The sequence below is a fragment of the Streptomyces sp. NPDC005302 genome (assembly GCF_040607345.1).
In the GTDB taxonomy this organism is placed as follows: Bacteria; Actinomycetota; Actinomycetes; order Streptomycetales; family Streptomycetaceae; genus Streptomyces.
On the sequence record NZ_JBEXGN010000018.1, the window covers coordinates 98,306 to 113,079 of the forward strand.

At 68.7% G+C, this 14,774-nt stretch carries 18 protein-coding genes; 14 read left to right on the forward strand and 4 right to left on the reverse strand.

The annotated features are described in order from the left end of the window. The first annotated feature begins 98 nt into the window (after nt 1-98). Genes ABZT74_RS24950 through ABZT74_RS24985 form a run of 8 tightly spaced genes read left to right on the forward strand, consistent with a single transcriptional unit; the run spans nt 99 to nt 6,710 of the window. Nucleotides 99-842, forward strand: a complete 744-nt coding sequence (locus ABZT74_RS24950; RefSeq protein WP_164370424.1) for a metalloregulator ArsR/SmtB family transcription factor — start codon at nt 99-101, stop codon at nt 840-842. Beyond that, on the forward strand, nt 839-2,260 hold the full coding sequence (gene sufB, locus ABZT74_RS24955; protein WP_355876391.1) for a Fe-S cluster assembly protein SufB: 1,422 nt from the start codon (nt 839-841) through the stop codon (nt 2,258-2,260). Before ABZT74_RS24950 ends, sufB begins: the two co-directional genes overlap by 4 nt. Before the next feature lie 59 nt (nt 2,261-2,319). Beyond that, complete coding sequence (sufD, locus tag ABZT74_RS24960) at nt 2,320-3,501, forward strand: Fe-S cluster assembly protein SufD (RefSeq protein WP_356178015.1); 1,182 nt, start codon at nt 2,320-2,322, stop codon at nt 3,499-3,501. Beyond that, nucleotides 3,501-3,824 (forward strand): bifunctional 3-phenylpropionate/cinnamic acid dioxygenase ferredoxin subunit, encoded by a 324-nt coding sequence (locus ABZT74_RS24965; protein WP_355876397.1) that lies wholly within the window; start codon nt 3,501-3,503, stop codon nt 3,822-3,824. The genes sufD and ABZT74_RS24965 overlap by 1 nt, the downstream gene beginning before the upstream one ends. Nucleotides 3,825-3,831: 7 nt before the next feature. Next, a complete protein-coding gene (gene sufC / locus ABZT74_RS24970) occupies nt 3,832-4,617 on the forward strand; it encodes a Fe-S cluster assembly ATPase SufC (RefSeq protein WP_355876400.1) in 786 nt (261 codons plus the stop codon). Continuing rightward, nucleotides 4,614-5,870: a cysteine desulfurase gene (locus ABZT74_RS24975; RefSeq protein WP_355876403.1), complete on the forward strand. Its 1,257-nt coding sequence runs from the start codon at nt 4,614-4,616 to the stop codon at nt 5,868-5,870. Before sufC ends, ABZT74_RS24975 begins: the two co-directional genes overlap by 4 nt. A gap of 16 nt (nt 5,871-5,886) precedes the next feature. After that, nucleotides 5,887-6,360, forward strand: coding sequence for a Fe-S cluster assembly sulfur transfer protein SufU (gene sufU / locus ABZT74_RS24980; protein WP_081223760.1), 474 nt, complete (start codon nt 5,887-5,889; stop codon nt 6,358-6,360). Beyond that, a complete protein-coding gene (locus ABZT74_RS24985) occupies nt 6,357-6,710 on the forward strand; it encodes a metal-sulfur cluster assembly factor (protein WP_081223759.1) in 354 nt (117 codons plus the stop codon). Before sufU ends, ABZT74_RS24985 begins: the two co-directional genes overlap by 4 nt. A 106-nt stretch (nt 6,711-6,816) precedes the next feature. Here ABZT74_RS24985 and ABZT74_RS24990 read toward each other — a convergent pair whose 3' ends face one another. Beyond that, nucleotides 6,817-7,803, reverse strand: a complete 987-nt coding sequence (locus ABZT74_RS24990) for a hypothetical protein (RefSeq protein WP_356438236.1) — start codon at nt 7,801-7,803, stop codon at nt 6,817-6,819. A gap of 252 nt (nt 7,804-8,055) precedes the next feature. On the opposite strand from ABZT74_RS24990, the gene ABZT74_RS24995 reads away from it, so the two are divergent. The 3 genes from ABZT74_RS24995 to dapD all read left to right on the forward strand — a co-directional run bounded on the left by ABZT74_RS24995 (nt 8,056) and on the right by dapD (nt 10,110). Further along, a complete protein-coding gene (locus ABZT74_RS24995) occupies nt 8,056-8,376 on the forward strand; it encodes a multidrug efflux SMR transporter (protein ID WP_356178011.1) in 321 nt (106 codons plus the stop codon). Between the two features lie 34 nt (nt 8,377-8,410). Then, the gene (locus ABZT74_RS25000; RefSeq protein ID WP_356438239.1) at nt 8,411-8,947 is read left to right on the forward strand and encodes a TetR family transcriptional regulator; all 537 of its coding nucleotides are present in this window, start codon (nt 8,411-8,413) and stop codon (nt 8,945-8,947) included. Between the two features lie 173 nt (nt 8,948-9,120). Then, nucleotides 9,121-10,110 carry a 2,3,4,5-tetrahydropyridine-2,6-dicarboxylate N-succinyltransferase gene (dapD, locus tag ABZT74_RS25005; RefSeq protein WP_355876416.1) on the forward strand — a complete coding sequence of 330 codons (990 nt, stop codon included), beginning with the start codon at nt 9,121-9,123 and terminating at the stop codon, nt 10,108-10,110. A gap of 462 nt (nt 10,111-10,572) precedes the next feature. Here dapD and ABZT74_RS25010 read toward each other — a convergent pair whose 3' ends face one another. Continuing rightward, nucleotides 10,573-10,971 carry a hypothetical protein gene (locus ABZT74_RS25010; protein ID WP_356438243.1) on the reverse strand — a complete coding sequence of 133 codons (399 nt, stop codon included), beginning with the start codon at nt 10,969-10,971 and terminating at the stop codon, nt 10,573-10,575. A 312-nt stretch (nt 10,972-11,283) separates the two neighbouring features. Here ABZT74_RS25010 and ABZT74_RS25015 point away from each other — a divergent pair, with 312 nt between their 5' ends. Next, complete coding sequence (locus ABZT74_RS25015; protein ID WP_356438246.1) at nt 11,284-12,042, forward strand: hypothetical protein; 759 nt, start codon at nt 11,284-11,286, stop codon at nt 12,040-12,042. Nucleotides 12,043-12,585: 543 nt separating this feature from the next. Further along, nucleotides 12,586-12,867: a hypothetical protein gene (locus ABZT74_RS25020; protein WP_356438249.1), complete on the forward strand. Its 282-nt coding sequence runs from the start codon at nt 12,586-12,588 to the stop codon at nt 12,865-12,867. 32 nt (nt 12,868-12,899) lie between these two features. Here ABZT74_RS25020 and ABZT74_RS25025 read toward each other — a convergent pair whose 3' ends face one another. Beyond that, the gene (locus ABZT74_RS25025) at nt 12,900-13,292 is read right to left on the reverse strand and encodes a hypothetical protein (RefSeq protein ID WP_356438252.1); all 393 of its coding nucleotides are present in this window, start codon (nt 13,290-13,292) and stop codon (nt 12,900-12,902) included. A 353-nt stretch (nt 13,293-13,645) separates the two neighbouring features. Between ABZT74_RS25025 and ABZT74_RS25030 the strand changes: the two genes are divergently transcribed. Further along, nucleotides 13,646-13,912, forward strand: a complete 267-nt coding sequence (locus ABZT74_RS25030; protein WP_356438255.1) for a hypothetical protein — start codon at nt 13,646-13,648, stop codon at nt 13,910-13,912. 310 nt (nt 13,913-14,222) lie between these two features. Here the strand turns inward: ABZT74_RS25030 and ABZT74_RS25035 are convergent, their stop codons facing one another. After that, complete coding sequence (locus ABZT74_RS25035) at nt 14,223-14,732, reverse strand: hypothetical protein (RefSeq protein WP_356438258.1); 510 nt, start codon at nt 14,730-14,732, stop codon at nt 14,223-14,225. Nucleotides 14,733-14,774: the final 42 nt, after the last annotated feature.

The following is a 14,774-nucleotide window of genomic DNA, read 5'->3' on the forward strand; positions in this document are numbered from 1 at the left end:
ACGCAGGTCACCTTAGGTATACCTAAGTGATGCAGCGCACCGTCCCCCGCGCAGGGGGCGGGTTGTCAGGCTCTGAGGAATTACGCAACAATGGTGTTGTGAAATACGTTGGCGAGGCTCGGGAGACCCCCACGGGGGCCCCGCAGGAGGAGCTCGCGACCGGAGAGCGCTCGACGCGCAACCGGGTCGCGCGGTCCATCCTGGACCACGGCCCGTCGACGGTGACCGATCTCGCGGGCAGGCTGGGGCTGACCCCGGCCGCCGTGCGCCGTCACCTCGACGCGCTCGTCGCCGACGATGTCGTGCAACCGCGCGAGCAGCGGGTCTACGGAGCGCGTACGCGCGGCCGGCCCGCCAAGGTGTTCGCCCTGACCGACTGCGGCCGGGACGCCTTCGACCAGTCCTACGACAAGCTCGCCGAGGACGCCCTGCGCTGGATCGCCGAGCGCGAGGGCGGGGACGAGGCCATCCTGTCCTTCGCCCGCGCCCGGATCGCCGCGCAGGCCGAGGTCTACCGCGAGGTCATCGAGGCCGCGCCGCCCGAGGAGCGCACCGAAGCCCTGGCCAGGGCCCTGAGCGCCGACGGGTACGCTGCTACGGCGCGCAGCGCACCGGTCGGGGAGCAGCTCTGCCAGCACCACTGCCCGGTCGCTCATGTCGCCGAGCGGTTCCCGCAGCTGTGCGAGGCGGAGACGGAGTTCTTCTCCCAGCTGCTCGGCACACACGTGCAGCGGCTGGCCACCATCGCTCACGGCGACGGGGTGTGCACGACGTTCATCCCCAAGATTTCCCACACAGCTCACAACGCATCTGCAAGCACGGCCGGGAGGAACCCCGCATGACGCTCCCTACGGAGACTGCTCACCCCGAACTCGAGGGCCTGGGCAAGTACGAATACGGCTGGGCCGACTCCGACACGGCCGGCGCCTCTGCCAAGCGCGGCATCAACGAGGACGTCGTCCGTGACATCTCCGGGAAGAAGAGCGAGCCGGAGTGGATGACCAAGCTCCGCCTCAAGGGCCTGCGCCTGTTCGACAAGAAGCCCATGCCCAACTGGGGCTCGGACCTGTCGGGCATCGACTTCGACAACATCAAGTACTTCGTGCGCTCCACGGAGAAGCAGGCGGAGTCCTGGGAGGACCTGCCCGAGGACATCAAGAACACGTACGACAGGCTCGGCATCCCCGAGGCGGAGAAGCAGCGCCTCGTCGCCGGTGTCGCCGCGCAGTACGAGTCCGAGGTCGTCTACCACCAGATCCGCGAGGACCTGGAGGAGCAGGGCGTCATCTTCCTGGACACCGACACCGCTCTCAAGGAGCACCCGGAGCTCTTCAAGGAGTACTTCGGCACGGTCATCCCGGTCGGTGACAACAAGTTCGCCTCGCTGAACACGGCCGTGTGGTCCGGCGGCTCCTTCATCTACGTGCCGAAGGGCGTGCACGTCGAGATCCCGCTCCAGGCCTACTTCCGTATCAACACGGAGAACATGGGCCAGTTCGAGCGGACGCTGATCATCGTCGACGAGGACGCCTACGTCCACTACGTCGAGGGCTGCACGGCGCCGATCTACAAGTCGGACTCCCTGCACTCCGCGGTGGTCGAGATCATCGTGAAGAAGGGCGCCCGCTGCCGTTACACGACCATCCAGAACTGGTCGAACAACGTCTACAACCTGGTCACCAAGCGCGCCGTGGCGTACGAGGGCGCGACCATGGAGTGGATCGACGGCAACATCGGCTCCAAGGTCACCATGAAGTACCCGGCCGTCTACCTGATGGGCGAGCACGCCAAGGGCGAGACCCTGTCCATCGCCTTCGCGGGCGAGGGCCAGCACCAGGACGCCGGCTCGAAGATGGTCCACATGGCGCCGAACACGTCGTCGAACATCGTGTCGAAGTCGGTGGCGCGCGGTGGCGGCCGTACGTCCTACCGCGGTCTCGTCGAGATCGGTGAGGGCGCTCACGGCTCCAAGTCGAACGTGCTGTGCGACGCGCTGCTCGTCGACACCATCTCCCGTTCGGACACCTACCCCTACGTGGACGTCCGCGAGGACGACGTGTCCATGGGCCACGAGGCGACCGTCTCCAAGGTCTCCGAGGACCAGCTCTTCTACCTGATGAGCCGTGGTCTGACGGAGTTCGAGGCGATGGCGATGATCGTGCGCGGCTTCGTCGAGCCGATCGCCAAGGAGCTCCCCATGGAGTACGCCCTGGAACTCAACCGGCTGATCGAGCTGCAGATGGAGGGCTCGGTCGGCTAGACCGCCCGCCCATCAGCAGCCAGCGAAACCCGACGTAGGAAGAGAGCAGACCGACAGCCATGGCTGAGGCCCTTAACATCCCGGTGGGATCCACCACCGCCGGTCAGATCGCGGTGGCCGCCGAGTCGACCGTCGCCACGCGCATGAGCGCGCCCCCGTCCTTCGACGTGGCGGACTTCCCCGTCCCCCACGGCCGCGAGGAGGAGTGGCGGTTCACTCCGCTGGAGCGCCTGCGCGGGCTGCACGACGGCACCGCGGTCGCCACCGACGGTGCCGTCAAGGTCGCCATCGGCACCCCCGACGGCGTCACCGTGGAGACCGTCGGCCGTGACGACGAGCGGCTCGGCAGGGCGGGCACGCCCGTGGACCGGGTGGCCGCGCAGGCCTACGCGTCCTTCGACAAGGCCTCCGTCGTGACCGTCCCCAAGGAGACGGTCCTCACCGAGCCGATCCGCATCGTCGTGCACGGTGAGGGCGGCACCGCCTACGGCCACCAGGTCGTCGAGCTGGGAGCCTTCGCCGAGGCCGTCGTCGTCATCGACCACACCGGTGACGCGGTGCTCGCCGCCAACGTCGAGTACATCCTCGGCGACGGTGCCAAGCTGACGGTCGTCTCCGTCCAGGACTGGGACGACCGTGCCGTGCACGTGGGCCAGCACAACGCCCTCATCGGCCGGGACGCGACCTTCAAGTCCTTCGTGCTCACCTTCGGCGGCGACCTGGTCCGGCTCCACCCGCGGATCTCCTACGCCGGCACCGGCGGCGAGGCCGAGCTGTTCGGCCTCTACTTCACCGACGCCGGCCAGCACCAGGAGCACCGCCTCCTGGTCGACCACAACACCCCGCACTGCAAGTCCAACGTCATGTACAAGGGCGCGCTGCAGGGCGAGGGTGCCCACGCGGTGTGGATCGGCGATGTCCTCATCGAGGCCAAGGCCGAGGGCACGGACACGTACGAGATGAACCGCAACCTGGTTCTGACCGACGGCGCCCGGGTCGACTCCGTGCCGAACCTGGAGATCGAGACCGGTGAGATCGTCGGCGCCGGCCACGCCTCCGCGACCGGCCGCTTCGACGACGAGCAGCTCTTCTACCTGATGGCCCGCGGCATCCCGGCCGACGAGGCCCGCCGTCTGGTGGTCCGCGGCTTCTTCGCCGAACTGGTCCAGCAGATCGGTGTCGACGACATCGAAGAGCGCCTTCTCGCGAAGATCGACGAGGAGCTGGAGGCGTCGCTCTGATGCCCGGCACCTTCGTTCGCGCCTGTGGGCTGAGCGAGCTGGAGGAGGACACCCCGAAGCGGGTGGAACTCGACGGCACGCCGGTCTCGGTCGTGAAGACCGAGGGGGAGGTGTTCGCGATCAACGACATCTGCTCGCACGCGAACGTCTCGCTCTCCGAGGGCGAGGTGGAGGACTGTCAGATCGAGTGCTGGCTGCACGGCTCCGCCTTCGACCTCCGCACCGGCAAGCCGTCCGGCCTTCCCGCGACGCGCCCCGTCCCCGTATACCCCGTACAGATCGAAGGGGACGACGTGCTCGTCTCCCTCAACCAGGAGTCCTGAGGAACCCATGGCAACGCTTGAAATCCACGACCTGCACGTCACCGTCGAGGCCGACAACGCCACGAAGGAGATCCTCAAGGGCGTCGACCTGACCGTGAAGCAGGGCGAGACGCACGCCATCATGGGCCCCAACGGCTCGGGCAAGTCGACCCTCGCCTACTCGCTCGCGGGTCACCCCAAGTACACGATCACCGGCGGCACCGTCACGCTCGACGGCGAGGACGTCCTGGAGATGTCCGTCGACGAGCGCGCCCGCGCCGGCCTGTTCCTGGCGATGCAGTACCCGGTCGAGATCCCCGGCGTCTCCGTCTCCAACTTCCTGCGCACCTCCGCCACCGCCGTCCGCGGCGAGGCCCCCAAGCTGCGGACGTGGGTGAAGGAGGTCAAGGAGACCATGGAGCGTCTCTCCATGGACCCGGCCTTCGCCGAGCGCAACGTCAACGAGGGCTTCTCCGGCGGCGAGAAGAAGCGCCACGAGATCCTTCAGCTGGAGCTGCTCAAGCCGAAGATCGCGATCCTCGACGAGACCGACTCCGGCCTCGACGTCGACGCCCTGCGCGTCGTCTCCGAGGGCGTCAACCGCGTGCGCGAGTCCGGCGAGGTGGGCACGCTGCTCATCACCCACTACACGCGCATCCTGCGCTACATCAAGCCCGACTTCGTCCACGTCTTCTCCGGCGGCCGCATCGTCGAGTCCGGCGGCGCCGAGCTCGCGGACAAGCTGGAGAACGAGGGCTACGAGTCCTACGCGAAGCAGGACGCAGCCGACGCGAAGGGTGGCGTATCCGCGTGACACAGCTGCCGGGCCTCCTCGACACCGAGGCGATCCGCAAGGACTTCCCCATCCTGGACCGACAGGTCCACGACGGCAGGAAGCTCGTGTACCTGGACAACGCGGCGACCTCGCAGAAGCCGCGCCAGGTACTGGACGCCCTGAACGAGTACTACGAGCGCTACAACGCCAACGTCCACCGCGGTGTGCATGTGCTCGCCGAGGAGGCCACGGCGCTGTACGAGGGCGCGCGCGACAAGGTCGCCGCGTTCATCAACGCTCCGAGCCGCGACGAGGTGATCTTCACCAAGAACGCCTCCGAGTCGCTCAACCTCGTGGCCAACATGCTGGGCTGGGCCGACGAGCCCTACCGCGTCGACCACGAGACCGAGATCGTCATCACGGAGATGGAGCACCACTCCAACATCGTTCCGTGGCAGCTGCTCTCGCAGCGCACCGGCGCGAAGCTGAAGTGGTTCGGCCTCACCGACGACGGCCGTCTCGACCTGTCGAACATCGACGAGGTCATCACCGAGAAGACGAAGATCGTCTCCTTCGTGCTGGTGTCGAACATCCTGGGCACCGTGAACCCGGTCGAGGCGATAGTGCGCCGCGCCCAGGAGGTCGGCGCGCTGGTCCTGATCGACGCGTCGCAGGCCGCCCCGCACATGCCGCTCGACGTGCAGGCCCTCCAGGCCGACTTCGTGGCCTTCACCGGCCACAAGATGTGCGGCCCGACCGGCATCGGCGTCCTGTGGGGACGCCAGGAACTCCTCGAGGACCTCCCGCCGTTCCTCGGCGGCGGCGAGATGATCGAGACCGTGTCGATGCACTCGTCGACGTACGCGCCGGCGCCGCACAAGTTCGAGGCGGGCACCCCGCCGATCGCGCAGGCGGTCGGTCTCGGCGCGGCGATCGACTACCTCTCGTCGATCGGCATGGACAAGATCCTCGCCCACGAGCACGCCCTCACCGAGTACGCGGTGAAGCGGCTCGCGGACGTCCCCGGTCTGCGGATCATCGGCCCCACCACGGCCGAGGACCGCGGCGCGGCGATCTCGTTCACGCTGGGCGACATCCACCCGCACGACGTGGGCCAGGTTCTCGACGAGCAGGGCATCGCGGTCCGGGTGGGTCACCACTGCGCCCGTCCGGTCTGCCTGCGGTACGGAATTCCTGCGACCACGCGAGCGTCGTTCTACCTGTACTCCACGCCGGCCGAGATCGACGCTCTGGTCGACGGGCTGGAGCACGTACGGAACTTCTTCGGCTGAGGGGCTGGCTGAGAACGTGAAGCTGGATTCGATGTACCAGGAAGTCATCCTGGACCACTACAAGCACCCGCACGGGCGCGGTCTCCGGGACGGCGACGCCGAGGTGCACCACGTCAATCCCACCTGCGGTGACGAGATCACGCTGCGGGTGAAGTACGACGGCGAGCGGATCGAGGACATCTCGTACGAGGGTCAGGGCTGCTCGATCAGTCAGGCCTCGGCCTCCGTACTGAACGACCTCCTCGTCGGCAAGGACGTCACCGACGCGCAGAAGATCCAGGAGACCTTCCTGGAACTGATGCAGTCCAAGGGCCGGATCGAGCCCGACGACGCCATGGAGGAGGTGCTGGAGGACGCGGTCGCGTTCGCCGGTGTCTCCAAGTACCCGGCTCGGGTCAAGTGCGCCCTCCTGAGCTGGATGGCGTGGAAGGACGCGACGGCCCAGGCGCTGGGCGACGAGCCCGAGAAGGCTGTGAGGAAGACCGCATGAGCGAGAACACTGTGACATCGGGCGAGAGCCTGACGACGAAGCCGGCCTCGGAGGAGGAAGTCCGCGAGGCGCTGTACGACGTCGTCGACCCCGAGCTGGGCATCGACGTCGTCAACCTCGGCCTCATCTACGGCATCCACATCGACGACGCGAACATCGCGACGATCGACATGACCCTGACGTCTGCGGCCTGTCCGCTCACCGACGTCATCGAGGACCAGGCCAAGTCCGCCACGGACGGCCTCGTCAACGAACTGCGCATCAACTGGGTCTGGATGCCGCCGTGGGGCCCGGACAAGATCACGGACGACGGCCGCGAACAGCTCCGGGCGCTCGGCTTCAACGTCTGAGACTCCGGCACTCCGCGCGTCCCGTACTCCGGTACGCCGCAGGGGGCGACACCTTCGGGTGTCGCCCCCTCGCGTGTTTCCGGGGCCGGGTGGTCACGCTGGCTGCTCAGGCCGGGGGCGTGCCGGGCGCGGCGGCCACGCGCGCCAGGATGTCCGCGAGACCCTCCCTGCGGATGCGCCGGTCGATGTAGAGCAGGGTCGTCACCAGCGGCTGGAACACGGCCGACAAGAGCTGGGTGAGGAACGTCGTGGCCAGGGTGACCGCCAGATAGGGCAGCAGGTCGGGCAGCACGTCGTCGAACAGCTCCGCGGCGTCCGCCGGAGGCGCCGCCGCGGGGTCGTACGAGGAGAAGACCGGCATCGTGAACATGAACGGCATCCGCACCAGCGAGGCCAGCGTCGTCACGATGACCAGGCCGAGCAGCGAGACGCCGAACGTGCGCCACCAGGCGCCGCGCACCAGCCGCACGGACCGCCGCATCGCCGTCACGGGCGAGGCGTCCTCCAGGACGGCGGCAGCGGGGGCGAACGAGAACAGCACGTACAGCCACACCGCCGCCGCCGCGGAGACGGGCGCGAACAGGAGGAAGACCACGACGGGCAGCGACGGGCCGGATGACAGGGCGAGCGTGACGACGAAGAGCACCACGCCCACGACGAGGGGGAGCAGCACGGCCAGGCCCGACAGGACCGTCACGCCGAGCACCGACGGGGTCCGCCGGAGCGTGCGCCGCCACACCGCGGCGACCCGGGCGCGCCGGCCGAGCACCGCCTCGTGCAGGGTCGCCACGCAGGCGGCCTGCACCACGGCGTTGGCCGGCGGCATCGTCACCAGAGCGAGCGCCCAGACGAGGCCGAACGCCACCAGCAGGGGCCGGACGTCCGACCAGTGCGCCGTGCCGTGCGACTCGGTGAGCCGGTGCACGTGGTCCGCCACCGCGCTGTACGCGAAGGTTCCGGCGCCGGCCAGGACGATCCCGAGCCCCAGGTAGACCAGGCCGGCCACCCCGAACAACGGCTTCGCGTAGCGGCCCATCGTGGCGAAGGCGCCGTTCAGGACCTTGTCCACCCCCAGCGGAGCCAGCGGTATCACGCCCGGTTTGGGCGGCGGCGGTGGTGGCGTCCAGCCCCAGCCGCCCGGCGCACCGGAGTACGGCCCCTGCGGCCCTTGAGGTCCCCACCCGGATCTGTCCGACATACCTCGTGCGCTCCATCGTCCCGGGAGTCCGTGCGACTCCGCCCCCACTGTGATCGCGAACGATATCCGCTGGTGCGCACGGTGCCCATGGGATTGATGGACCTGACATGTGTACGGGTGTACGCATCGATGTGTACCCTCGTACACATGGGATACGTACTGCTCGCGGGAGCCATCGCGGCGGAGGTCGGCGCGACCACCGCGATGAAGTACACGGAGGGCTTCAGCAGGCTCTGGCCCTCACTGCTGACCGTCCTCGGGTACGTCGTCGCCTTCGCGCTGCTGGCCCAGACCCTGAAGACCATCTCGGTCGGCACGGCCTACGCGATCTGGGCCGGCGTCGGCACCGCCGCCATCGCCGCGATCGGCGCGCTCTTCCTCGGCGAGGGGCTCACGGCCGCGAAGGCCGCCGGCATCGTGCTGATCATCGGCGGGGTCGTCCTGCTCAACCTGGGCGGGGCGCACTGATGGCGGCCCGCCGGGCCGCGGACGGCGGCCACTGATGGCGCGGCGGTACGACCCGGAACGACGGCAGCGGATCATCGACGCGGCGATCCGCGTCGTCGGGGCCAAGGGCATCGCGGGGCTCAGCCACCGCTCGGCCGCCCGGGAGGCCGATGTGCCGCTCGGCTCCACCACCTACCACTTCAAGACCCTCGACGAACTCCTCGTCGCCGCGCTGCGCCAGGCGAACGAGGGCTTCGCCAAGGTGCTCGCGGCGCGCGGCGCTCTGGAGGACACCCGCACCGACCTGGCCGCCGAACTCGCCGGGCTGATCGGCGAGTGGCTGGCGGGCGACCGCACGGGCGTGGAGCTGGAGTACGAGCTGTACCTCGCCGCCCTGCGTCGGCCCGCCCTGCGCCCGGTCGCCGCCGAGTGGATCGACAGCCTCGTCGAACCGCTGTCCCGCCGCACGGATCCGGTGACCGCGCGCGCCCTCGTCGCCCTGCTGGACGGCATCTGCCTCCAGGTCCTGCTGACCGGCACGGCGTACGACGAGGGGTACGCGCGGAAGGTGCTGGCGCGGGTCCTGCCGTGAGCGGAGGCGGGCCGAACGGCCCCAGACCGGGGGGACTCCCGCCGGGCAGGCAGGCTGCCGGCCGGCGGGTGCTCGGCACCGGATGCGGTCGTGGTGCCTGTGGGGCGCCCGGTACCTGAGACGCCCCGCGCACCGGTTCGCCCGGGCGGGCCGCGCCACGTTAGGTTTCACCCATGACCGACACGACTGCTTCTCGTACCACCGGCGCCGTCGCCGCCGGGCTCGCCACCCTCACCGCCGACGGCACCGTTCTCGACACCTGGTTCCCCGCGCCCGGACTGTCCGCCGAGCCCGGCCCGGCAGGCACCGAGCGGCTGTCCGCCGAGCGGGCCGTCGAACTGCTCGGCGAGGGCGCCGCCCAGGCGATCGGCCCGGACGCCCGTCGCGGCGTCGAGGTGGTCGCGGTCCGCACGGTCATCGCGTCCCTCGACGACAAGCCGCTCGACGCGCACGACGCCTACCTGCGCCTGCACCTCCTCTCGCACCGCTTGGTCAAGCCGCACGGCCAGAACCTGGACGGCCTGTTCGGCCTGCTCGCCAACGTCGCGTGGACCTCGCTCGGCCCCGTCGCCGTCGACGACATCGAGAAGGTCCGGCTGAACGCCCGCGCCGGCGGCCTGCACCTCCAGGTGACCTCCATCGACAAGTTCCCGCGCATGACGGACTACGTCGCGCCGAAGGGCGTCCGGATCGCCGACGCCGACCGGGTCCGCCTCGGCGCGCACCTCGCCGAAGGCACGACGGTCATGCACGAGGGCTTCGTGAACTTCAACGCGGGCACGCTCGGCACCTCCATGGTCGAGGGCCGCATCTCCGCCGGCGTCGTGGTCGGCAACGGCTCGGACATCGGCGGCGGCGCGTCCACCATGGGCACCCTGTCCGGCGGCGGCAATGTCCGCATCACCATCGGCGAGCGCTGCCTCGTCGGTGCGGAGGCGGGAGTCGGCATCGCTCTCGGCGACGAGTGCGTCGTCGAGGCCGGGCTGTACGTCACGGCCGGCACGCGCGTGACGATGCCCGACGGTGAGATCGTCAAGGCCCGCGAACTGTCCGGCGCCTCGAACATCCTGTTCCGCCGCAACTCGGTCACCGGCAAGGTCGAGGCCCGCCCGAACAACGCGGTGTGGGGCGGCCTGAACGAGGTCCTGCACAGCCACAACTGATCACCGGCGGCCGTGACCTGCGGCTGTCTACTCGATCACTGCTCTGAACTGCGGCTCAGCTGTCGCCAGTTGTCAGCGCTGGTCACCAACGAGCGCCCTTCCACGGCCCGAGGACGGCCGGGAGGGCGCTCGTGCGTTGGGGGCGACAGCCGTCTTGTAAGGGCGGACGTGGTCGGCGGTGGAGTTCCCCAGGTCACCTCCGGCCGCAGTTGCTGCCCAGGCGAACAGCGCATCTCGACTGTGGCGAGCCATCGTTGACCGGGGTTGCCCGCACGATGTGGCACTGCTGTGGCACGGGGACCCCTTCGTCCCGGAGCAACTTGGGCGGGTTGCTGACCTTGGGCCACTGCTCATCTGACCTGCTGGGCTGGTCCGTAGGTGTCCGTGGCTGTACGCCGCCGTCCGCCCGCGTTGTCACGCAGCTAGATACTCAACGCTGCGACCCATGTCTGGTGCTGAGGCTCAGTTGGACTCGTGCAGCGCAGCGAGTTCCTTCAGGTCGTTCGCGACCAGGACCTGAGCAAGGCGCCCGGCGACGGCAACGACCTTTGGCCAAGAAGGCGACTGTAGATACTCCTCGTCCGTGTCGTTGGGCGCCTGGGCCGCTGCGGCGTTGAGCACGATGCCCAACTCACGCATGAGAGCGACCTCTTCCACAGTTCTCAGACTGATGCCGAGAAATCTCTCGGGCTCGTCGGCGTCGCAGAAGTCGTCAAAGAGCGTGTGGAAGACGTGGTCCAGGCTCTCGAACGCCGATGGGTCGAGCCAGACGTCTCGCTGCCAGGGTGGATTGGCCAGAGCCAGGACCGCGGGTACGACGTGGACTCGGTGGTTCACTATGAGGCGGGCGTCTTCGCTCACGGCGCCGAGCCTATCGACGGCACCCTGAGGGCGTGTCGGCATTTCCGGGAAGCCCCCCTGGTGCGAAACACCCCATCTTGCCTGACGGCCACCCCTCGGGGGAAAGCCGTTCAGCCCGGAGGCCGTGACCTGGCCCTTTCCCTCTCCTCGCTCGAAGCTGATCTGTCACTGGCGGTCGCCATGGGTCATTGCCGAGCGCCCTCGCACGGCCCAGGGACGGCCCGGGAGAGTACTCGGTCCGCCCCTCCCGACGATGTCAGTGCCGGTGGCTAGGGTGCGACAACCATCGAGGCGAGTCATCGGGGAGGAACTATGGGAGCCAAGACGGGACTGCTCATCTATGCCGACGGCGAGGTGCCGGACCTGCTGCGACAGGTGAAGGCTGCGGACCTGCCGCGGACGTGCGAAATGATGCAGCGCCTCTACCCGGGCTGGGAGATCGAGCAGCGCGCGGGCTCGGAACTGGGCGACGGTGTGTACCCACCGAAGGGCAGGGCGTATGCCGCGAGCTGGCCGGACGTGGAGATCGTCTGCGACCAGCGGGTGATGATCGACTACCCGTCCCAGCTTCCCGACTACCTCGTCGCGGCCAGCGCCGGCCGACGACTCGTCCTGCACGCCATGCACAGCGTCGTGGACTGGCTCGCGTTCGCCGTGTGGGAAGACGGGCTGCTGGTCCGCTCCCTGAGCCTGTCCCCCGACAGCGGCATCATCGAGAACATCGGCGATCCGCTCCCCTTCGAGCGGCCCTACTGGGCCGGGGACCGTTCCGCGGACATCGTCCACTGGCCCGACGAGGACGAAGAGCCGTACCCGCTGCCCTTCCACCCGTTGGACTTGGGCGAAGAGGCCCTGCGCGCGCTCTGCGGCTTCGCCCAGGAGGGCCGCCCCGAGCCTGACGACATCGACGCCTACGGCATCGGCCTCCACGGATTCCATGTGCGAGACCCCCACGGGCCTGACCCCGCAGAGGAAAAAGAGACGCTGCGGAAGATCACGGAAACCATGGGGCCGCCTCGCTTCTACGAGCTGGGCCCCCACGGATCGCTGGTCGAGCGCGACGGCCGCTAGGCCATGACCTCTTTGTCCCGAAGCAACCTGGGCAGGGGCAGGGGCTGGGCCTTGAGCCGGTGGGCCTTGGACCTGCTCTGAGGTCCGCAGACGTTCGTGGGCGTCCGCCGTGGTGCGTCTGCGTTGTCACGCAGTTGGACACTCACCCGCTCAACGGTCCCTCGCCGACAGGTGCGTTGTCAGTGGCTGCGCCTATGGTCTCAAGCGCGCGGTCGGGCTTCCGGGGGTTCCAGCTCTGAAGGGATGGCTTCATCCCCGGCCTGTCTGGGGGCGGCTCGGAGTCTCGTCCGGGACCTAACCGACGGCCGGGCTTCGTCGATGGCCACGAGATGACCTGCCAGCGTCGGCCGCGCACTCCCTATCGCGGGGGCGGAAGCACGCCTTCCAAGTTTGTTGGTCCGGCCCGGGACTCTGTCCCGCCTCGTTCACCTGCGTTCGGCTGCGTTCGGCTGCGTTCGATCGACGGGCGGCCTATCGCTTCTGACCTCTCCCGAACGTGCCTGACAGTCGCTGGATGAGACGGAAAATGAGACGGTGCTCCCCATGAGTGAGACCCCAGACCCCGGCAACCCGAACGGCATCCAGGTGGGCGACATCTACGAGGACTGCTCGTTCCATCCGGTGCTGTGCACTGCGGTTGATGAGGTGGCGGGCATCGTACTCAGCGGTGTCTCCCTCATCGACGGCAGCTTTCCCCGCTCCTGCGATGCCCTGCACTGCGGGCCTATCCGGATTCGCGTCGAGGACGTCATGACCATCAAGCAGGACCTGGAGGGCTACACCCTCCGGCGGAAGGAAGAGCTACGGGCCAGGGACAACACCTGATCCGTAGCTCCAGCCGATTCGGTCAGCGACGGTCATTCCGGTCGCTTCGAGGCCCCTGAGGGGCGGTAGCGGACAGAGGTAGCCGCTGGGGTTGCGGTGCCGCGCTGCTGCAGGCGCTTCGCTGCCGTATTCCGGGCGTGAGCTTCGCGTGGTAGTCGGCGTTCATAGTCGGCGACCTGACGGGTCACGGGGATGCCGGTACCTAGTCGGATCAACCGCTCGTTGTCACGGTCCATCAGGAATGGGCCGTTGCCTCCCAATCGAGGACGCTGTCCGCTCCTACCGTCCCAGACTGCCCCCCAATAGAAGATCCACCCGAAGGGCAAGGCTTCCACGCGCAGGATCTGGAGGTCGTACTCGACGGTGCCCCGCATATCGTCGATCTGGGCAAGCACCAGTTGGCGCGCGTCCTCCTCGGTCAGCATCGTCCGATAATGGCATGGCGCCTTCACATGCCGAGATGCTTTGCGCCTCGCGTAGACCCGCTTGAGGAGCGAGGTTGGGCGACCATCGGTGCGACCTGGGAATGCCGGTCTTGGGCAGCGTGGGGCAGCGCGCGCCCCGGCGCCGGTGCAGCCGGCTACGGTTCATCCGCCGACGAGGGCAACTACCGAGCCCTCGTGTCCTGAGCGCCCCCTTCGCTTCTGAGTACGTGTACTCATGCGCGGCGCGGACCGGGCCAGCATGCTGGGCTGCGATTGATCGGCCGCCTGGCGACTGCGAACAACCGGGGTGGGCATTGCAACGCAGGAGTACGCCGTATGTCGGCGCGCAGGTGATGATCGGCATCCTGCTGCTCGCCATAGACCTGGTGTACATGGTCGGGCTCTGGTACTGGTGTGGGCTCGCGGGATCGATCGACGACGGCATCGTTGCGCCCGAAGTGCAGATGCTCGCGCAACGGATGATGTGGTACTTAACCTGTGGCGCCGTAGTCACGGGCGGTGGCCTTCTGGCCTTGCGATGGCGCATCCCCGGCACGGTGCAGCTCGTCGTCCTGGGGATCGGAGCACTTGAGTTCCACGCCCTGGCCACTCGTCACTAGCGGTGCCCGGCTCTTCGAGCCGGCGACTACCGGGCAGACGACGACGACCCGGTCGACGGCCCGGAGATGCCGCCGGGTCGCCCCGGAGGGACCCGCTTAGGTGATCCTCGGCATCCTCGTAGGGCGGGGCGCCACCAAACGGTGACTAACCCCGAGCCGTGTCCAACTTTGAGGTCTGGCCTCATCCTTGGCAGGTCACCCGGGCCGCCGTGGATCGGGGTCTTCCCGGAACCCGGGTGACATCGACGACGGTCCCGACACGGGCCCCTGAGGCGACATGAGCCCGCGTCCGGGTTCCGCGTCCGCTTTCCTACGGCTCGGTGTCCAGGGTGGCGGCGAAATGCCTCAGGGCGTCGAAGTCGTCCTCGCGCAGGCCCAGTCGGGGGCTCACGTGGCGCAGCAGGGCGGGTGCGGGATGGCGGGCGGACACGAACTCCTCGTCCGCCGGGCTCTGTTCGTCGTCCACCCAGGCGAAGGGCCGGCCGGCCGCGTACTCCACGATGCGTTCCGTCTTCCAGTGGACGCCGTCGGGGCGCTCGACGAACAGGGCGCCCGTGAAGTCGACGTAGGGGAGTTCGGGGAGGCCGACGACGGGGGCGATCCAGCGGTTGGCGGCGTCCATCCACGTGGTCGCCCAGCACAGGTCGTAGCCGAGGCCGAGGAGCGCACTGCCGTGACCGGGGTGCAGCCAGACCCGCAGCGGCCGGCCCGGCTCCAGGGCCGCCCGGATCGTCGTGTACCCCTCGGGCCGGCGCTCCTTCTGGGCCGCGTACGGGTTGAGGGGACCGTCGACGTCGAGGAACAGCAGGGGGCGGCTCACCTCGACAAGGTACGACAGGGACGTCGCCCGCCCCCGGGAATT